Origin of the sequence: Pseudomonas sp. GL-RE-29 (assembly GCF_019947275.1) — a bacterium.
Taxonomy (GTDB): Bacteria; Pseudomonadota; Gammaproteobacteria; order Pseudomonadales; family Pseudomonadaceae; genus Aquipseudomonas; species Aquipseudomonas fluorescens_A.
Window position 1 is genome coordinate 1 of the sequence record NZ_JAGYGD010000028.1, and the last position, 19383, is coordinate 19383.

The 19383-nt window shown below is 58.4% G+C and carries 20 protein-coding genes; 11 read left to right on the plus strand and 9 right to left on the minus strand.

All coding sequences use genetic code 11. The annotated features are described in order from the left end of the window. Positions 1 to 216: 216 nt before the first annotated feature. Positions 217 to 657: an anti-virulence regulator CigR family protein gene (locus KGB21_RS21070; RefSeq protein ID WP_223506588.1), complete on the minus strand. Its 441-nt coding sequence runs from the start codon at positions 655 to 657 to the stop codon at positions 217 to 219. A gap of 157 nt (positions 658 to 814) precedes the next feature. On the opposite strand from KGB21_RS21070, the gene KGB21_RS21075 reads away from it, so the two are divergent. From KGB21_RS21075 to KGB21_RS21085, 3 genes are all read left to right on the plus strand, one after another. Continuing rightward, positions 815 to 1033, plus strand: coding sequence for a PLD nuclease N-terminal domain-containing protein (locus KGB21_RS21075; RefSeq protein ID WP_034148924.1), 219 nt, complete (start codon positions 815 to 817; stop codon positions 1031 to 1033). 208 nt (positions 1034 to 1241) lie between these two features. Then, positions 1242 to 1667, plus strand: a complete 426-nt coding sequence (locus KGB21_RS21080) for a hypothetical protein (protein WP_223506589.1) — start codon at positions 1242 to 1244, stop codon at positions 1665 to 1667. A gap of 217 nt (positions 1668 to 1884) precedes the next feature. Next, positions 1885 to 2376, plus strand: a complete 492-nt coding sequence (locus KGB21_RS21085; RefSeq protein WP_223506590.1) for a hypothetical protein — start codon at positions 1885 to 1887, stop codon at positions 2374 to 2376. Positions 2377 to 2580: 204 nt separating this feature from the next. Here the strand turns inward: KGB21_RS21085 and KGB21_RS21090 are convergent, their stop codons facing one another. From KGB21_RS21090 to KGB21_RS21105, 4 genes are all read right to left on the minus strand, one after another. Continuing rightward, positions 2581 to 3129, minus strand: a complete 549-nt coding sequence (locus tag KGB21_RS21090; protein WP_028623608.1) for a cupin domain-containing protein — start codon at positions 3127 to 3129, stop codon at positions 2581 to 2583. A gap of 262 nt (positions 3130 to 3391) precedes the next feature. Next, a complete protein-coding gene (locus KGB21_RS21095) occupies positions 3392 to 4675 on the minus strand; it encodes an NAD(P)/FAD-dependent oxidoreductase (protein WP_223506591.1) in 1284 nt (427 codons plus the stop codon). A gap of 51 nt (positions 4676 to 4726) precedes the next feature. Further along, positions 4727 to 6217: an aldehyde dehydrogenase gene (locus tag KGB21_RS21100; protein ID WP_223506592.1), complete on the minus strand. Its 1491-nt coding sequence runs from the start codon at positions 6215 to 6217 to the stop codon at positions 4727 to 4729. Between the two features lie 206 nt (positions 6218 to 6423). Next, on the minus strand, positions 6424 to 7800 hold the full coding sequence (locus KGB21_RS21105) for a glutamine synthetase family protein (protein WP_034148928.1): 1377 nt from the start codon (positions 7798 to 7800) through the stop codon (positions 6424 to 6426). Between the two features lie 283 nt (positions 7801 to 8083). On the opposite strand from KGB21_RS21105, the gene KGB21_RS21110 reads away from it, so the two are divergent. From KGB21_RS21110 to KGB21_RS21130, 5 genes are all read left to right on the plus strand, one after another. Beyond that, positions 8084 to 8845: a gamma-glutamyl-gamma-aminobutyrate hydrolase family protein gene (locus KGB21_RS21110; RefSeq protein ID WP_034148929.1), complete on the plus strand. Its 762-nt coding sequence runs from the start codon at positions 8084 to 8086 to the stop codon at positions 8843 to 8845. Positions 8846 to 9175: 330 nt separating this feature from the next. Next, on the plus strand, positions 9176 to 10318 hold the full coding sequence (gene potA, locus KGB21_RS21115; RefSeq protein WP_034148930.1) for a polyamine ABC transporter ATP-binding protein: 1143 nt from the start codon (positions 9176 to 9178) through the stop codon (positions 10316 to 10318). After that, positions 10315 to 11229, plus strand: a complete 915-nt coding sequence (locus KGB21_RS21120) for an ABC transporter permease subunit (protein ID WP_223506593.1) — start codon at positions 10315 to 10317, stop codon at positions 11227 to 11229. Before potA ends, KGB21_RS21120 begins: the two co-directional genes overlap by 4 nt. Next, positions 11226 to 12110, plus strand: coding sequence for an ABC transporter permease subunit (locus KGB21_RS21125; RefSeq protein WP_223506594.1), 885 nt, complete (start codon positions 11226 to 11228; stop codon positions 12108 to 12110). Before KGB21_RS21120 ends, KGB21_RS21125 begins: the two co-directional genes overlap by 4 nt. Positions 12111 to 12260: 150 nt before the next feature. Beyond that, a complete protein-coding gene (locus KGB21_RS21130) occupies positions 12261 to 13358 on the plus strand; it encodes a polyamine ABC transporter substrate-binding protein (protein ID WP_034148933.1) in 1098 nt (365 codons plus the stop codon). Between the two features lie 230 nt (positions 13359 to 13588). On the opposite strand, the gene thpR is transcribed toward KGB21_RS21130, so the two are convergent. Beyond that, entirely contained in the window at positions 13589 to 14128 is a 540-nt protein-coding gene (thpR, locus tag KGB21_RS21135) for an RNA 2',3'-cyclic phosphodiesterase (protein ID WP_223506595.1), read from the minus strand. A gap of 416 nt (positions 14129 to 14544) precedes the next feature. Between thpR and KGB21_RS21140 the strand changes: the two genes are divergently transcribed. Continuing rightward, complete coding sequence (locus tag KGB21_RS21140; protein ID WP_223506596.1) at positions 14545 to 14739, plus strand: hypothetical protein; 195 nt, start codon at positions 14545 to 14547, stop codon at positions 14737 to 14739. A 15-nt stretch (positions 14740 to 14754) separates the two neighbouring features. On the opposite strand, the gene KGB21_RS21145 is transcribed toward KGB21_RS21140, so the two are convergent. Beyond that, entirely contained in the window at positions 14755 to 15108 is a 354-nt protein-coding gene (locus KGB21_RS21145) for a DUF1428 domain-containing protein (protein ID WP_223506597.1), read from the minus strand. A 16-nt stretch (positions 15109 to 15124) separates the two neighbouring features. Beyond that, entirely contained in the window at positions 15125 to 16192 is a 1068-nt protein-coding gene (locus KGB21_RS21150; RefSeq protein ID WP_223506598.1) for a hypothetical protein, read from the minus strand. 400 nt (positions 16193 to 16592) lie between these two features. On the opposite strand from KGB21_RS21150, the gene KGB21_RS21155 reads away from it, so the two are divergent. Further along, the gene (locus tag KGB21_RS21155) at positions 16593 to 16853 is read left to right on the plus strand and encodes a hypothetical protein (RefSeq protein ID WP_034150614.1); all 261 of its coding nucleotides are present in this window, start codon (positions 16593 to 16595) and stop codon (positions 16851 to 16853) included. Positions 16854 to 16921: 68 nt separating this feature from the next. Here KGB21_RS21155 and KGB21_RS21160 read toward each other — a convergent pair whose 3' ends face one another. Then, a complete protein-coding gene (locus KGB21_RS21160) occupies positions 16922 to 17815 on the minus strand; it encodes a LysR family transcriptional regulator (protein WP_223506599.1) in 894 nt (297 codons plus the stop codon). A gap of 133 nt (positions 17816 to 17948) precedes the next feature. Here KGB21_RS21160 and KGB21_RS21165 point away from each other — a divergent pair, with 133 nt between their 5' ends. Continuing rightward, complete coding sequence (locus KGB21_RS21165) at positions 17949 to 19361, plus strand: MFS transporter (RefSeq protein ID WP_223506600.1); 1413 nt, start codon at positions 17949 to 17951, stop codon at positions 19359 to 19361. The last annotated feature ends 22 nt before the right edge of the window (positions 19362 to 19383 follow it).

Genomic DNA, 19383 nt, shown 5'->3' on the forward strand with positions numbered 1-19383 from the left:
CCACCACCACCTTCTTTGGCGAAAGCGGAGTTGATGACAGACAGATCATTCGGCAGTAATGGGGCTGCGGCCAGCATCAGGGCGCAGGACATAACGGCTACGAGACTCTTGTTTTTTAAAAGCATGATTGCTTCCGTAGGGGGTTGATATCGCAATCTTTTTGACGCGATAACGCCCCGACAGTTCAAGTTCGTCGACAGACGGATCAAGTGCCCCCTAGTCAAACGCGCCATCGAGAATTTCGTAAATGAGCCCGCTGGCCAGCGCGATCAAAATCAAGTCCGTGCCGACTTGCTGCCATTCATAGCCGTCGTAATGCGGCAACCTGCCAATCAACCGACCGTCCAGTTTCTTGGCAATCCCGGGTGGCAGTGGTTTGCCCCGAGCGAGGTTCTTTTGAATGCCCGGAGGCAAGGCCGGACCCGGGTTCCAGTAGTCACGGTTTTCGCCAATAACCCCCAAAACGCTGCCGCGATTGATGCTTGGGCCATGGCTCCAATCCCCGGAATCCTTGCTCTTGTTGCCGTGGCTGCCCTGGTTACCGTGCTCCGCCTTGCCGTTACCCTGACCTTTACCAGGGTCGGCCAGTGCAGTCACTGAGCCACAAACCAATGCCACACATGTAACTGCTGCAATCAACGATCGAGACCTGATCATGAGTCGTTCCTTCGTGACGGGAATATTCCCTGAAATTTAGACGCGATGCAGACAGTTCGTTCACCGGATCATCCTTCGCCGCTTTCGAAAACTGCAAATTAAATGAACCCTGTATCTACCTGCCCACCTAACTGAAAGACTATCAGGAGGTGACTCAATGCAGATCGAAACAACGTGGATCGTACTGGCAGCCGTTCTTCTGCTGATCGAGTTGTGGGCCATTAACCGGTTGCGCAAGAGCGAAGGGAAAGCGAGCACCAAAGGGGTGTGGATGGTGGTGATCGTGTTTGTGCCGCTGATTGGCCTGATTTTGTGGGCTTTGGCGGGACCGAAGCACATCACGCATAACCCGGATCCAGCGCAGGCCCGACAATAAGGTCGCTGGTTACATAAAAATCTCAATACAACGAAAACGTGTGGCGAGGGAGCTTGCTCCCGCTGGACTGCGTAGCAGTCCCTCTTTCGCGCCCCAGCGGGAGCAAGCGCCCTCGCCACCGACCATAACTGGATGGAACCGCGCGCTTCATTGAGGCCTCGAATCTCTGTCAGCGCCGAGTCTTGGCGCCCTTGGAGAGGAAACCCCGATGAACAGTCGACTGCTGCTTCTAATCGCCTGCCTCTGTCCTGCCCTTGCCTTCGCCGAAGGCTGCGATGTACTGACCCGCTCGCAAAGCCCTTCCGTTCCCGTCGTTGAATCCCACAGTTGCTACGAGTACGAAGGCATGCCAGTCAACTCCATCGACTGGTCATGCAGCAACGAAAGCAAAGACATGCTGACCAGCACCAAGAAGAAAGTCGAACACTGCGCCGATCATTATCAGGCCACGTGCATCGCCACACTGACCCAGGAATCGCTGGCCAATCCTCATTCCACCAGCAAGGACAAGAACAGCCAGTCGCTGAATATTCCCGACAATGCTCAGGTCACGACCTATTACTACGGTGCAGAGTATATTGATCAGGCGAGGATTGATTGCGAATCGGGTGGGGGGCACTGGAAGGCGAAGTAAAACAAACGACGCCTGAATGGGCATCGGAATTAAACTTTAAACTTCGTCTATCCATCAAGCAAAGTACGAATCAGATCTGTGATAACTTTGATCCTAAAATAAACTTTTATATAAATAAACAGTATATAAAACTGTCATTTATGACAGCTCCTATAACAAATACCACTGCTTATTCTCTGACTGGCATTTAAAAAATTCCGTCCAGACAGGTGATACCGTGGAAAAACCAGAAGCCGACGACATAACAATTAATCTTGAGAAAGATGGTTGTTACATTGAACCCTATGACGCCATCCTTTCAAAAAAATTTTGGAGTGATGCAAAAAATGGACATATTACTGCAACCGGAGGGATAGATGGAGGAGCAAACAGATTCACCGCAACCGTAGAATTCCAATACAAACTAGATGGTGACTACCTAGTATTTAGATCAACCAGATATATAATGAGCGGACCACCTGGTTATCCACACAAGTTTCGGGCAAATATTAATATCGCGACAAAACGAGGCCCATATATTAGTCAAGTTAATTCCCCTGATGCGATGTGGCAAGATGGAGCTTGGCACAATTACGAGGTATCAATGCGCGTAATCAATTATTGGTACGATCCTTACCAGGTAGGTATCGCGGTTGATTTTGATGGCCCAGATGGTGGAGGGTGGTTTTGGACGTGGAAACAAATTCTGCAACCTGGACAAATACCGTGAATCATTGCTTAGATTTTAACTTCTTGTATAAACGTCCCTTATAGACCGTTGGCTCAGACGTATTTTAGTGCTGGAAACTTCACAACTAAAATAATGTGGCAGTCTACATGGTAGCTCGCCACATTATTCTCGAAGGCCCAGTCATTTAAAATGGCGACACGTTTTCATACGTTGGTCGGCATCAAAAGTAGCGCGCCTGAAAAATCAGAAGTTCGCCGGCGTGTTCGCACTAATGATTTCCGCCTCATCCTGACCGATATTGCGAAACCGATGCGGCAAGGTGGTCGGAAAGTAATACCCGTCCCCGGCATTGAGCACACTGATCTGACCATCCACCGTCAACTCAACCGTACCCCGCGTCACCAGCCCGCACTCCTCGCCTTCGGAATGCACAATCGGCTCTTCCCCGGAACTTGCACCTGGCGCGTACTGTTCACGCAGCAGACGCATTTGCCGACTCGGTACAGACGCGCCGATCAGCAGCAGGCGCAGGCCGTGGCGGCCGAGGTCGGGTTGTTCGTTGGCGCGGAAGACGTATTGGTGCTCGCGTGGCGGTTGATCGAAAGTGAAGAAGTCCGCCAGGGACATGGGAATGCCTTCGAGCAGCTTTTTCAATGAGCTGACGGAAGGACTGACGCGATTCTGTTCGATCAGGGAGATGGTGGCATTGGTGACGCCGCTACGCCGGGCCAGCTCGCGCTGGGACAGTTTGTAGCTTTCGCGTACTAATTTGAGTCGTGAGCCCGTGTCCATGACAGCCTTATGTGCTTGGAACGTAAGGGGTGAGGAGCAGGCGCGAATTACGCCGTTTTTCCGGTCCCGGAAACGTGAAAGGCGGCTATTAAATCACGTTTGGTGGTGTAGCTGTAGGAGCTGCCGAAGGCTGCGATCTTTTGATTTTGTTTTTAAGATCAAGATCAAAAGATCGCAGCCTGCGGCAGCTCCTACAGGGGAATGTGGTGTTTCAGGTAAAAACCGGCGGCACCTGATGAGGTAGCCGCCGGTGAGGTAATGCTTAGATGCCGAAACGATCGCGCAGCGAGTAGTACACGGCGCCGAGGGCGGTCAACGGCGCCGAGAACGTACGGCCACCGATCATCGGCATGTGCGGCAGCGAGGCAAACGCGTCGAAACGCTCGGCGTCGCCACGGATCATTTCCGAGATCAACTTGCCGGCCAGGTGCGAACAGGTGACGCCGTGGCCGCTGTAGCCCTGCATGTAGTAAGCGTTTTTCTCGATACGGCCGAATTGCGGCATGCGCGACATGGTCAGCAGGAAGTTGCCGGTCCAGCGGTAGTCGATTTTCACGTCCTTCAACTGCGGGAAGGTCTTGAGGATTTTCGGGCGGATCAGTTGCTCGATGTCGTCCGGTTCACGGGCGCCGTAGACCACGCCACCGCCGTAGAGCAAGCGGTTATCAGCCGTCAGGCGGTAGTAGTCGAGCAGGTAGTTGCAGTCTTCAACGCAGTAGTTGTTTTTGATCAGGCTGCGGGCCTGTTTTTCCGACAACGGCTCGGTGACGACGATCTGCGAACCACACGGCATGCTCTTGCTGGTCACGCGGTTGTCGAGCCCCTGCGGCAGGTAGGCGTTGCCGGCGATGAGCAGGTACTTGGCTTTCACCAGGCCTTTGGCGGTGCGCACGGTGATGGGCTCGCCGTAGGTGATTTCCACCGCAGCCGATTGTTCGTAGATTTTGCCGCCCAGGCCGATGATTGCCGAAGCCTCGCCAAGAGCCAGGTTCAGCGGGTGAATGTGGCCGCCCTGCATGTCCAGCAGACCGCCGACGTAGGCATCGGAACCGACTTCGCGCTTGATGTCGGCTTCGCCGAGCAGTGTCAGGTTCTTGTTGCCGTAGCGTTCCCAGCTCTTCTTCTGCTCGGCCAGGCCTTTGAGCTGCTTCTTGTTCATCGCCGCGAAGATGCCACCGGGACGGTAATCGCACTGAATGTCGTAGTGCTGTATGCGCTGACGAATGATGTCGGCGCCTTCGAAGATCATGCTGCCGAGGACTTCGGCGGTCTTGTCGCCGTAGCGCTCTTCGATGACATCGACGTCGCGGCTGTAGGAGTTGACCAGTTGGCCGCCGTTGCGACCGCTGGCACCGAAGCCGACTTTGGCGGCTTCCAGCACGGTGACGCTGTAGCCGGCTTCAGCGAGGAACAACGCCGAGGACAGGCCGGTGTAGCCGGCGCCGATCACGCAGACGTCGCAATCAACCGCCCCTTCCAGCACCGGGAAATCGCCGGTGAAGTTGCGGGTGGCGGCGTAGTAGCTGTTTACATGTGCTTGTTTCATAGACTTCTCCGATGGCCGCCGACAGAGCCGGCGACCGCCGCTTTATTGTTATTAAAGCTTGATCCAGGTCGCTTTGAGCTCGGTGTACTTGTCGAACGCGTGCAGCGATTTGTCCCGTCCGTTACCGGACTGCTTGAACCCGCCGAACGGCGCGGTCATGTCGCCGCCGTCGTACTGGTTGACCCAGACACTGCCGGCGCGCAGGCCACGGGCGAAGGTGTGGGCCTTGCTCAGGTTGCTGGTCCACACACCGGCGGCCAGGCCGTAAATGCTGTCGTTGGCAATCGCCAGAGCCTCTTCCGCCGTGTCGAACGTGATGACCGACAGCACCGGGCCGAAGATTTCTTCCTGGGCGATGGTCATGGCGTTGGTCACACCGTCGAAAATCGTCGGTTCCACGTACTGGCCACCGGTGTCTTCCAGGGTGCGGCTGCCGCCCGCGATCAGTTGGGCGCCCTGCTCTTTGCCGATGCCGATGTAGCGCAGCACGTTGTCCAGTTGACGCTGATCGACGACTGCGCCGACCGATGTCGAAGGATCAAGGGCATGCCCTGGTTTCCAGGCTTGCAGCGCTTCCACCAACAGCGGTATGAACTGCTCGCGAATCGAACGCTCCACCAGCAAACGCGAACCTGCGGTGCAGACCTCGCCCTGGTTGAACGCGATGGCGCCAGCGGCGGCCTGCGCTGCGGCGCGCAAGTCCGGTGCGTCGGCGAACACCACGTTGGCGCTCTTGCCACCGGCTTCAGCCCAAACGCGTTTCATGTTGCTTTGCCCGGCGTAGATCATCAGCTGCTTGGCAATCGCTGTGGAGCCGGTGAAGGCCAACACGTCAACGTCCATGTGCAACGCCAATGCCTTGCCAACGGTGTGGCCGTAGCCCGGCAGGACGTTGAACACGCCTTTGGGGATGCCCGCATCCAGCGCCAGTTGCGCGATACGGATCGCGGTCAGCGGCGACTTTTCCGAAGGTTTGAGGATGAAAGAGTTGCCCATTGCCAGGGCCGGGGCGAATTTCCAGCTGGCCATGATCAGCGGGAAGTTCCACGGCACAATGGCGGCAACAACGCCAGCCGCTTCGCGCGTCACCAGACCCAGTTGATCGTGTGGCGTGGCGGCGACTTCGTCGTAGATCTTGTCGATGGCTTCGGCGGTCCAGCGGATCGCGTTGGCGGCTGCCGGGATGTCGATGCTCATGGCGTCGCTGATCGGCTTGCCCATGTCGAGGGTTTCGAGCAACGCCAGTTCTTCCCGGTTGGCCAGGATCAGATCGGCGAAACGGATCAGGATGCGCTTGCGCTCGGCCGGGGCCAGGTTGGACCAGACGCCGGATTCAAAGGTGCGGCGTGCGACGGCGACTGCGGCGTTCGCGTCGGCTTCGTCGGTGCTGGCCACGTTCGCCAGAAAGCGACCGTCCACCGGGCTGATGCATTCGAACGTGGCGCCGCTGGCGGCTGCGCAATATTGGCCGTCGATGAAGGCGCGGCTTTCGATGGTCAGGGACTGGAAGCGTTGCTCCCAGTCGCTGCGAGTAATTGTCATGGTTGTGACTCGACGCAGGGATAAAGGTGATCGCGGGACTGAGGCCCGTCAAAATCAAAAATTTGAAATACGGTCCCTGTAGGAGCTGCCGAAGGCTGCGATCTTTTGACTTTGCTTTTTTTCAATCAAGATCAAAAGATCGCAGCCTTCGGCAGCTCCTACAGGGTTGGCGGTGTACACAGGTTTTGTGTACGCCGCCAACGCCGTCAAACGGTGTGCAAGTACCAGTTGTACTCAAGGTCCGAAATGGAGTTCTCGAACTCGGCCAACTCGCTCTCCTTGCACGCCACGAACACGTCGATGTACATCGGGTCGATGTATTTGGCCATGACTTCGCTGTCGTCCAGCTCGCGCAGTGCGTCGCGCAGGTTGTTCGGCAGGCTCTGCTCGTTTTGCTCGTAGCTGTTGCCTTCCACTGGGGCGCCCGGTTCGATCTTGTTGGTCAGACCGTGATGCACACCGGCCAAAACCGAAGCCATCAGCAGATACGGGTTGGCATCGGCGCCAGCCACACGGTGTTCGATACGCACTGCATCCGGCGAACCGGTGGGTACGCGGACCGCAACGGTACGGTTGTCGATGCCCCAGCTCGGCGAGTTCGGCACGTAGAACTGTGCACCGAAACGGCGGTACGAGTTCACGTTCGGGCAGAGGAACGCCATCTGCGCCGGCAGGGTCTCGAGCACACCGCCGATCGCGTGTCGCAGCGCGGCGTTCTGCTCGGGATCCTCGCTGGCAAAGATGTTGTTGCCTTCTTTATCCAGAATCGAAATGTGTACGTGCAGACCGTTGCCCGCCTGGCCTGGATACGGCTTGGCCATGAAGGTGGTGTCCATCTCGTGGTCGTAGGCGATGTTCTTCACCAGACGCTTGAGCAAGACCGCGTAGTCGCAAGCCTTTATAGGGTCAGCCACGTGATGCAGGTTGACTTCGAATTGCGCCGGGGCGCTTTCCTTGACGATGGCGTCAGCCGGAATGCCCTGCTCTTTCGCGCCTTCGAGGATGTCTTGCAGGCAATCGACGTATTCGTCGAGATCGTCGATCAGGTAGACCTGGGTCGACATCGGACGCTTGCCCGATACTGGCGAACGTGGCGACTGCGGACGACCGTTCACGTTGTCCTGGTCAATCAGGTAGAACTCCAGTTCGAACGCGGCACAGATGGTCAGGCCCATTTCATCGAACTTGCGCACGACGTTGGCCAGCACTTCACGCGGGTCGGCGAAGAACGGTTGGCCTTCCAGTTCGTGCATGGTCATCAACAGTTGCGCGGTTGGGCGCTTCTGCCATGGCTCGATGCTCAGGGTGCCAGGGATTGGGTAGCAGATTCGATCGGAGTCGCCGATGTCGAGGCCCAGGCCGGTGCTTTCCACCGTGGAGCCATTGATGTCCAGAGCGAACAGCGACGCCGGCAGGTTGATGCCTTTCTCGTAAACCTTATGAAGACTGGTGCGTTCGATGCGCTTACCGCGCACCACACCGTTCATATCCGCAATCAGAAGGTCGACGTACAAAACCTCAGGATATTTCTTAAGGAATGCGTTTGCTTCGTTGAGTTGAACGGTACGCAGAGGGACCGACATGATGCACCTATTTTCTACTGTTAATTATTATGTTCACCGCCCTTTCACGCAGCCAGTCAATCCGAAAGGCAAAGTGAAGTCAATAGCGAACACTTGGCCTTTCAACGTTTATTTTCGGGCCTCTGAGCGGCACAAGAGTGCCAAATCATCCTTGGAACACATGTAAATCCTCAGCTTCAGACGTGCGGCGTTTAGAATTTTTTACATGAGAGTTGTTAATTAAAATCAACAAGGCTAAGCTCCGGAAAAGCTCGTTCAAGTGTGAAACTTCGAGGTGATAAAAATGGCATTCAAGCCATTGATCGGCGTTACTGCATGCGTCAAACAGATTGGCCTGCACCCCTACCACGTCAGCGGCGACAAGTACTTGCGTGCTGTCAGCGTTGCGGCGCTGGGGCTGCCTGTCGTCATTCCTTCCCTGGCTGAACTGACCGAAATCGAAGACCTGCTGCCGCAGCTCGATGGTCTGTTGCTGACCGGCTCGCCGTCGAACGTGGAACCCTTCCACTATCAAGGCCCGGCCAGCGCCCCCGGCACGGATCACGATCCGGCGCGGGACGCCACCACCCTTCCCCTGATTCGCGCGGCCATTGCGGCGGGCGTTCCGGTGCTCGGCATCTGCCGGGGCTTTCAGGAGATGAACGTGGCGTTCGGTGGCAGCCTGCATCAGAAGGTCCATGAACTCCCCGGCTTCCTCGATCATCGCGAAGCCAACCATCCCGACCTGGCGGTGCAGTACGCACCGGCGCATGACGTCAGTGTGCAGGTGGGCGGTGTGTTCGAAGCGCTGGATCTGCCTTCGGAATTCCAGGTGAACTCGATTCACAGCCAAGGCATCGACCGACTCGCTCCCGGCCTGCGCGCCGAAGCCGTCGCGCCCGATGGCTTGATCGAGGCGGTCTCGGTGGAAAACAGCAAGGCCTTCGCCCTCGGCGTGCAATGGCACCCGGAATGGCAGGTTCTGGACAACCCGCCCTACTTGAAGATTTTCCAGGCGTTCGGCGAAGCGTGCCGGCAACGGGCGGCGCTGCGTAACTCGCGCTGACTTAAAACCCGATTAATCAAATTACTGCCCCCGTGTGTCTGGCGGGTGCGCTTCTGTGCATCCGTGACTCACGACAACAACACACTGCAATAACAACAAGCACTACCAGGCAGCCAGGATGGCAGCGCCGAATTAACCCGAACGGGTGCGCGGATCTGTAGGAGCTGGCTTGCCAGCGATGGCGGTCTGTCAGTCAACAATGATATCGACTGTCAGGGCCTCATCGCTGGCAAGCCAGCTCCTACAGGGGACCGCACCCGGCAGGGTTTGCAATCAACTATTAAGTCAGGCCGCGTTGGCCCGACGACTGAAACCTGTTGGGAGTTTCACATGGCAAACGCCTCCAGCATTTACAGGAAGGCTCTTGAAGGTCACCAGGCACCGAAAAAGGTGTTGGTGAAAGTCGATCGCGTCACCAAGAAGTTCGACGAAACCACCGCCGTGGACGATGTGTCCCTGGAAATCCATCAGGGCGAAATCTTCGCCCTGCTCGGTGGTTCCGGTTCCGGTAAATCGACGCTGCTGCGCATGCTCGCCGGCTTCGAGCGCCCGACCGAAGGGCGGATTCTACTCGACGGTGTCGACATCACCGACATGCCGCCGTACGAACGTCCGATCAACATGATGTTCCAGTCTTACGCGCTGTTCCCGCACATGACGGTGGCGCAGAACATCGCCTTCGGCCTCAAGCAGGACCGTTTGCCCGCCGCAGAAATCGACGCCCGCGTAGAAGAAATGCTGCGCCTGGTGCACATGACCCAATACGCCAAGCGCAAACCCCATCAGTTGTCCGGCGGTCAGCGTCAGCGCGTGGCGTTGGCCCGCTCCCTGGCCAAACGTCCGAAGCTGTTGTTGCTCGACGAACCGATGGGCGCGCTGGATAAGAAGCTGCGTTCGCAGATGCAACTGGAGCTGGTGGAAATCATCGAGCGCGTCGGCGTGACCTGCGTGATGGTGACCCACGACCAGGAAGAGGCCATGACCATGGCCCAGCGCATCGCGATCATGCACCTGGGCTGGATTGCCCAGATCGGCAGCCCGGTCGACATCTATGAAGCGCCGGTCAGCCGCATGGTCTGCGAATTCATCGGCAACGTGAACGCCTTCGACGGCACCGTGGTAGAAGACCTGGAAGGTCACGCGATCATCCACAGTCCAGACCTGGAACAGAAGATCTACGTCGGTCACGGCGTCAGCACTTCGGTGCAGGACAAGTCGATCACCTACGCCATCCGCCCGGAAAAACTGCTGGTCAGCACCACCAAGCCCGACGCCCGCTACAACTGGTCCAGCGGCAAGGTGCACGACATCGCCTACCTCGGCGGCCACTCGGTGTTCTACGTCGAGCTGCCTGGCGGCAAGGTGGTGCAGTCGTTCATGGCCAACGCCGAACGCCGTGGTGCACGTCCGACCTGGGACGATCAGGTCTACGTGTGGTGGGAAGATGACAGCGGCGTGGTACTGCGCGCATGAGAACCTTCAATCAGCAATTCCTGCGCCTGGTGCCCAGTGGGCGAAAACTGGTCATCGGCATTCCGTTCGTATGGCTGTGCCTGTTCTTCATGTTGCCGTTCTTCCTGGTGATGAAGATCAGCTTCTCGGAAGCCGCACTGGCGATTCCGCCCTACTCGGAGATCTATACCTACACCGAGCAGAAATTCGAGTTGATGCTCAACATCGGCAACTACACCTTGCTGGGTGAAGACGAGTTGTACCTCTCGGCTTATCTCGGTTCGTTGAAGGTCGCGCTGTTCAGCACGCTGGCGTGCCTGGTGATCGGTTTCCCGATGGCCTACGCGATCACCAAGGCGAGCAAGGAAGCGCAAAACGTCTTGATGCTGTTGATCATGATGCCGACCTGGACCGCGATCCTGATCCGCGTCTACGCGTGGATGGGCATCCTCAGCAACAACGGTTTGCTCAACGGGTTCCTGATGTGGACCGGCCTGACTTCGCACCCGATCGAGATCCTCAACACCAACACCGCCGTGTATATCGGGGTCGTTTACGCTTACCTGCCATTCATGATCCTGCCGCTCTACGCCAACCTGGTGAAGCACGATCAGAGCTTGCTGGAAGCGGCGTCGGACCTCGGCTCAAGCACCTTCAACAGCTTCTGGAAAATCACCGTACCGCTGGCCAAGAACGGCATCATTGCCGGCTGCATGCTGGTGTTCATTCCTGTGGTGGGTGAGTTCGTGATCCCGGAACTGCTGGGCGGTCCCGAGACCCTGATGATTGGCCGCGTGCTGTGGCAAGAGTTCTTCAATAACCGCGACTGGCCGGTGGCGTCCGCCCTGGCGGTAGTGATGCTGTTGATCCTGATTGTGCCGATTCTGCTGTTCAACCGCAGTCAGGCCAAAGAGATGGAGGCACGGGGATGAAGCGTTTCGGTTTTTCAAAATTGATGCTGGTGCTCGGCCTGTCGTTCATCTACCTGCCGATGCTGATTCTGGTGATCTACTCGTTCAACGCCTCGAAACTGGTGACGGTGTGGGGTGGCTGGTCGTTCAAGTGGTACGCCGGCCTGCTCGACAACACACAGTTGATGGGCTCGGTGGTGCGCTCGCTGGAAATCGCCTGCTACACCGCGATTGCCGCGGTAGCACTGGGGACGCTGGCGGCATTCGTGTTGACTCGCGTTACGCGCTTCAAGGGCCGCACGCTGTTCGGCGGACTGGTCACCGCGCCGCTGGTAATGCCTGAGGTGATTACCGGTCTGTCGCTGTTGCTGCTGTTCGTGGCCATGGCGCAGTTGATCGGCTGGCCGATGGAACGTGGCATTGTCACGATCTGGATCGCCCACACCACGTTTTGTGCCGCCTACGTGGCAGTGGTAGTCTCCGCCCGCCTTCGCGAGCTGGACCTGTCCATCGAAGAAGCGGCCATGGACCTCGGGGCCAAGCCGTTCAAGGTATTTTTCCTGATCACCATTCCGATGATTGCGCCATCACTGGCGGCCGGCGGCATGATGTCGTTTGCCCTGTCGCTGGATGACCTGGTGCTGGCGAGCTTCGTCTCCGGTCCGGGTTCCACGACTCTGCCGATGGAAGTGTTCTCGGCGGTGCGTCTGGGCGTGAAGCCGGAGATCAACGCTGTGGCCAGTCTGATTTTGTTGGCCGTGTCGATCGTGACTTTCATGGTCTGGTACTTCAGCCGCCGCGCCGAAGCCAGCCGTAAACGCGCGATCCAGGAAGCGATGGAACAGACGGCGAGCGAGTCGTGGCAACAACCGAAGAAGCAAATGGCTGGAGCCACCGCCTGAGGTAATGGCAATCCCATTGTGGCGAGTGAGCTTGCTCCCGCTGGGCTGCGAAGCGGCCCCAAAAATCTTGAGAGCGCTGCGCACTCAAGCGCGAGCAAGCTCGCTCGCCACAGGTTTTGTGTTCTGAATAAGAAAAATGGAGTTGTACCGATGAAAATGTTTGGCAGGACTCTGCTGACACTGTCCTTATTGGGCGCGATCGCCTCTGGCGCCCAGGCCAATGACAAGGTTCTGCGCGTCTATAATTGGTCGGATTACATTGCCCCGGACACCGTCAAGAAGTTCGAAGACGAGACCGGGATCCAAGTGACCTACGATGTGTTCGACAGTAATGAAACCCTTGAAGCACGCCTGCTGGCAGGCAAATCCGGCTACGACCTCGTCGTGCCGTCCAACAGTTTCCTGGCCAAGCAGATCAAGGCTGGCGTCTATCAGGAGCTGGACAAATCCAAGCTGCCGAACTGGAAGAATCTCAATCCGGTGCTGCTGAAAAACGCCTCCGCCAGCGACCCGGATAACGGCCACGCGTTCCCGTACATGTGGGGTTCGATCGGCATCGGCTTCAACCCGGAAAAGGTCAAGGAAGTGCTCGGGGCCAACGCGCCGACCAACTCCTGGGACTTGCTGTTCAAGCCGGAAAACGCGGAAAAACTCAAAGCCTGCGGCATCAGTTTCCTCGATTCGCCGACCGAAATGATCCCTGCTGCCCTGCACTACCTGGGCTACCCGGTGAACGATCAGGACAAGGCGCACATCGCCGAAGCCGAGGCGCTGTTCATGAAGATTCGCCCGTCGGTGGCGTACTTCCATTCGTCGAAGTACATCTCCGACCTGGCCAACGGCAACATCTGCGTGGCCGTCGGTTATTCCGGCGACGTGCTGCAGGCCAAGGCCCGCGCCCAGGAAGCCGGGGACAAGGTGAAGATCGACTACAGCATCCCGAAAGAAGGCGCCGGCAGTTTCTACGACATGGTCGCGATCCCGCGCGATGCCGCCAACGTCGAGAACGCTTACCTGTTCATGAACTTCCTGATGCGCCCGGACATCATCGCCGAGATCACCAACAACATCGGCTACAGCAACGCCAACGCGGCGGCTACGCCGTTGGTGGATGAAGCGATTCGCAACGAACCGGGCTCGTACCCGCCCGAAGCGGTGATGGCCACGTTGTATGCCATTCCTGACCAGCCGATAGCCGTGCAGCGGATCATGACCCGTGGCTGGACCAAGGTGAAACTCGGTAAATAATCGCTGAAGCGCAAGGCGCTATCGCCAGCAAGCCGGCTCCTACAATGGTCAGTGACCGTATACATCTCCTGTAGGAGCCGGCTTGCTGGCGATGGGGCCATTACATCCAACATACAAATCAGATCCACCGATTTCCATTCATGCAGCGCCTTACCACCGCTGCATCGCTCACCTGGCTCCTCGGTTAAGGTGAAGTTTGGCGCCCTCGGGCGCCTTTTTTTTGTTCGCGATCAAGCGCCGCCCAACGGCCACTCGGCCAACGCGCGATAGCGACCCTTGTGCGATTCGAACAGGGTGAAGCGATCGGCGCGCAGGATAAATTCGGGGGGCGTAGCGGACTCGGGAACCGGTGCCCGATAGTCACGCGCCAAGGTCAGGTGCGGACGAAATTCCCGTGGCGCATCCTCCAGACCAAGCGGCAATAACGCCTGTTCCAGGTCATACACCAGCCGCAACAATGCTGGTGATGCCTGCTCGGGCGCCAGCACCAGGACCCCTGCCCTGCGCCAGACATCCAGCCGATCAAGCGCCACGGTCAGGCGCTCACCCGGCGTGCGCACCGACGCGGCCGCCGTGCAGATGTCCGCGATCTGCGCGATCCCAACAGAGCCCAAAAACTTCAAGGTCAGATGAAAATTCTCAACCGGCACCGGGCGACCGCTGCGCAATTGCAAGGCGCTACGCCAATGGGCGATGACCTTGCGTTGTGCAGGTGGGCAGTCCAGCGCGAAGAACAGCCGTTTGAACGGTTCGCGGGATTCGTCATTCATGCATGACACCTCAGCGGGATATCGCATGAGTGTACAAAGAAATCGCTTGAACCTGTGGCGAGGGAGCTTGCTCCCGCTGGGCTGCGCAGCGGCCCCGACCATTTTGTGAGCGCTGCGCACTCAAGCGGGAGCAAGCTCCCTCGCCACAAATACGGCTGCCTTGGGATATTGCGGGTGGGGTACAGGGCAAAGCCACTCTCACACGTCGGATCCTGAACCCACTCAGCCATCGGCATCGCCCGAATCGCCCGATGGAAATCATCACACCACTAACCCGTGGCGAGGGAGCTTGCTCCCGCTGGGCTGCGCAGCGGCCCCGACCATTTTGTGAGCGCTGCGCACTCAAGCGGGAGCAAGCTCCCTCGCCACAAGGTATGGCGTTATAGTTGAAGCAAGCGAATCAACCGGAGGGGACCATGCGACAAATCCTCAGCAAGGAACCATGGTGGGCCGCGCCGCCCAAACCCGGTCAGGATGAGTTCGAGCTGGAATGGGGCTGGCTGGTGCATTACAGCGAAGGCGAGCCGCGTTTCGAGTTCATTCGGGAGCGGCCGACCGACCTCGAAATCCGCAATCGCAAGAGTTGCAGGATCACCCCGGCGGCGGAATGACCCTGCGATATCAGTTCAAGCCTTCACGATCATTTCAAAACCGCCGAATATCATCCGCTGACCATCGAAAGGCATTGGGTTGACGTCGGGTTGTACCCTCGGGTCGGTCATCAGTTTCGCCATTCCGGCGTCACGGGTGGACTTGTCCGGCCAGACGATCCAGGAAAACACCACGGTTTCGTCCTCCTTGAGTTTCACCGCCATGGGAAATGAGGTCACCTTGCCGTCAGGCACGTCGTCACCCCAGCACTCGGCGAGGCTGAGCGCGCCGTTTTCTATGAAAATGGCGGCGGCCTCCTCGGCGTGCTTCTTGAATTTTTCGCGGTTGGCGGTGGGCACAGCAATGACAAAGCCATCAACATAAGACATGAGGGTTCTCCTTGGGTCATGGGCTGATCTGCTGATTAGTCGACTGGGTCGGGCTCCAATCGACAGACCCTCCATCCGAACCGACCGACGGCACGGCACTCTGCGCCAGGCTCCCCTCTATCTGCGCCGCCATGTACAAGGTGCCCGCCATCACACCGGTGGTCGGGTTCTGCACCAGCTTCGTCCAGGCCTTGTCGAACGTGTTGCCCAGGCTGCTGCGGATCAGCGCTTCGCTGTCCGGCCGGTCGTTGGCCTGAATGATCGCCCGAACCCCCGCCACGCCGACTGAAATCAACGCACCGGCCAGTTTTCCCGCAACCGCCGCCACCGCACTGGCCGCCCCGCGCGGGGCCATCTCGGCTTCCATCCGTTGACTGGCGCGCTTGGCCACCGGCGCCATGGCGGTGTCCGTCGAGCCAACGCCCTTGTCGCCACCCGCCTTATGGACCTTGTCGACCAACGCGGCGTACGCCGGCAACGCGGTCAATTGCTCGGTGTGTACCACTTGGTAAAGCGAGGCATTCCTGGCAGCTGGCGGCCCAAGGGCAATCGCCGGGACTTTCTGGATGCGGCCATTGAGCTGAGCCATTGGCACGCCATGACGCTGGGAAATCTTCTGCAAGTCTTCCTTGAGAATGTCCACATAGAACGCCGCCGCCAGACTGAGGATCGCATCCGGATCAACCTCCAGCGCCGCCGGAGCCAGCACTTTCTCCTGATATTTCTCCAGCAAATAAGCGGCCAGTCGCTTTGCCGAAGCATCTTGCTCGTCTTTGTTACTACTGATGGAATACCAACTGACCTTCATCGACAGCCACTCCTGGGTCCAGTAACTGCTGAACCAGGGAATGAAATTCTCTTCGGTCAACTGATAGACCCGCGTGCGCCAGTAATCCATGGCCCCGCGCGCGTAGATTTTGGTCTGATCGGTGGCCGATTGCGACGCATCGATAATTTCCCGGTCGACTTGCTGCCAGGTGCTCGGGGCAATCATCACTTGCGGCACTTCCACAGGGGCACGCGGGGACGTGGCGCATCCCGCCAACACCACCAGCACGACGACGATCAGCGAACGCAGGTTCAAGATCGCGGTTTCCTGAATTCGGTTCCGGGCGGAATGTCCGGGTTCGAAAATGCCCTGATTTGAGTATAGGTGGCAGCATTTCCTGGTGTTGCTCAAGGCCTCATCGCGGGCAAGCCCGCTCCCACAAGTTTCGCAGTCAAATCGGTCCCTGTGGGAGCGGGCTTGCCCGCGATGAGGCCCTGGAAGACACCATCAAACCAGCCATCACTCCCATCGATATTCACCATCGTCACGAATGCCTTCCTCCCCACAACCGTCAGCGTAGGATCACTTTCAACCCAACACCAAACCCTGAAACGGAGGGTCTAATCATGCTAATCCATCTCCTGACCTGCCTGGCCCTGACGGCCTTCACGTTGAGCGCATTTGCCTGGTTCGTCCTGTCCGAGGAGCGCACGTCATGATCCAGTCCGTCACCCTTTCCGTGAGCTTCCCGGAATTCGGCACCAACTATTACTCGCAGTCATACGAGTCTCGTAAAGTGTTGACCCTGGTATTTGACGAAAAATTCGAAGACCTGCTGATTCCGGCAGCCGGCAATCACTTCAACAACGAAGTGATCGGGCTCAACGATCAGTTCCGCTTTCTCAATGACGTATTGGCCGAGCATTTGCTGGCGACTGAACTCGCCGCTGGCACACGCCGGAATCAGTACTTCTGAGACGTGGAATCTACGATAGAGCTATTGCCTTCATGTCGAACGACAGAAACGGAATAACCGGTTTGATGTTAAGAAGTAGCGCAAACATCCCTCAGGCAACCTCGCAACCATCGGTGCACTGGATCGGCATTCAGTCGGGGATGCCAGATCATCGCCACGGTAAATTCCGGCAGTGACAGCGGCAGTACAAAGCTGTGCATGCCGGATCGCAGGTTGGTGGTATGCCGCTCGGGCACCGTGGCAATCAGATCGCTCGTTCGTGCAAGTGACAGCGCGGTCGAGAATCCGGACACGACGGTTACGATCTGCCGCTCAAGCGCCAGCCCTTGCAATGCTTCATCAATCCCCCCCTTGTCCAGCCCCCGGCGCGACACACTGATGTGAAGCCCCGCCGCATAGCGCGCAGGCGTGACGTCGCCAAGACTCAACGGATGCCCCGGGCGCACCACGCCAATCAAACGGTCACGAAACAGACCTTGCGTATGCAACTCAGGGCTGGCGGCTTTGCCCACTACGCCGGTTTCCAGATCGACCGTCCCGTCACGCAACCCTGCGCTGTCCTTGTCCGGCTTATGGATGAAACGCAGCCGCACGCCCGGGGCCTCAGAAACAACGCGAGCGATCAGGCTCGAGCCAAAATTTTCGACGAAGCCCTCACGGGTACGCAGCGTGAAAGTGCGCACCACTTGCATGAGGTCAGGCTGCTCGGCCGGGCGCAGCACAGCCTCGACATCCTGCGTCAGTTGGCGGACCCGGTCGCGCAGTTCAAGTGCTCGCGGCGTCGGCACCAGACCGCGCCCGGCCCGGACCAGCAACGGATCGCCGGTGGTCTCACGCAACCGCGCCAACGCCCGGCTCATTGCCGAAGGGCTCAAGCCCAAGCGTTTTGCAGCACCCGCCACAGTGCCTTCAGCCAGCAACACATCAAGGGTGATCAACAAGTTGAAATCGGGATTCGACATGCAGTGCCCCGCGACGATATGACATGGCGTTTAACACACGTATTTAGTGCAACCGGTGCGTCTTCCGCCATGTTAGGCGTGAGTGTAATTTTCTGATAGCTCCAATCCGGAGCGGCCAGAAAAGAGCGATGCCATGACGTCCACAACAGCAGTCGTAGAGAGTCCGCAGCGGACGAGGTCGGTGCGATGGGCGCTGACCAGCCTGTCGCTGTCGATGCTGCTCTCATCGCTCGGTACCAGCATCGCCAATGTGGGCTTGCCGACGCTGGCGCTGGCGCTCGACGCTTCCTTTGCGCAGGTGCAATGGATCGTCCTGGCTTACTTGCTGGCCATCACCACACTGATCGTCAGCGTTGGCCGCCTCGGCGACCTGACGGGCCGTCGCCGACTTCTATTGATTGGCATTGGATTGTTTACGCTGGCTTCAGCCCTGTGTGGCCTTGCGCCCAACCTCGGGATGCTGATTGGCGCCCGGGCGCTGCAAGGCCTTGGCGCGGCGATCATGATGGCACTGACCATGGCATTCGTCGGCGAAACGGTGCCAAGGGAAAAGACCGCCAGTGCCATGGGCCTGCTCGGCACGATGTCGGCCATCGGCACCGCGATGGGACCGTCGTTCGGTGGCCTGCTGATTGCCGGATTCGGTTGGCAGGCGATATTCCTGATCAACATCCCCTTGGGCCTGCTGACGTTGTACCTCGCCCATCGTTACCTGCCTGCCGATCATCAGAAACTGAAAACCGCCGGTTTCGATCCGCTGGGCACACTGGTGCTGACCCTGACACTCGCCGCTTATGCGCTGGCCATGACGCTCGGGCGCGGCCATTTCGGTGCGCTGAACATCAGCTTGTTGTTGGCCGCTGGCCTGGGCATTGGCCTATTTGTAAGGGTTGAAACGCGAGTGGCTGCACCGCTGATTCGAACGGCCATGTTCCGCGATGTGCGGCTCAGTTGCAGCCTGGCGATGAACCTGTTGGTGACCACGGTGATGATGGCAACGCTGGTGGTCGGGCCGTTCTATCTGTCGCAGGCGCTTGGTTTGGAAGCCGTTTCGCTTGGCCTGGTGCTGTCGGTCGGTCCGCTGGTCGCCGCGTTGACTAGCGTACCCGCCGGGCGTTTGGCCGACCGCTTCGGCACGCAGCGCATGACGATCGCCGGGCTCGTCGCCCTCGTTTTCGGTTGCTTCACGCTATCAATGCTGCCGGAAACGCTGGGCGTCGGCGGCTACCTCGCGCCCATGGTGGTCATCACCCTGGGCTATGCCGTGTTCCAGACCGCCAACAACGCCGCTGTCATGGCCGATGTTCAACCGGATCAACGGGGCCTGATTGCCGGGATGCTCGGCCTGTCGCGAAATCTCGGGTTGATCACAGGCGCATCCGCAATGGGCGCAGTGTTCGTCCTGACCTCGGCCGCAGTCGACATCAGCACCGCGCACCCGGAGGCGATTGCGATAGGAATGCGCACGACTTTCAGGGTCGCGCTGGGACTGATCGTCGTCGCCTGCTGCATTGCATGGGTTCTTCAACGCAAAAAGCCCGCCTGAACCAATGGGTGCAGGCGGGCGA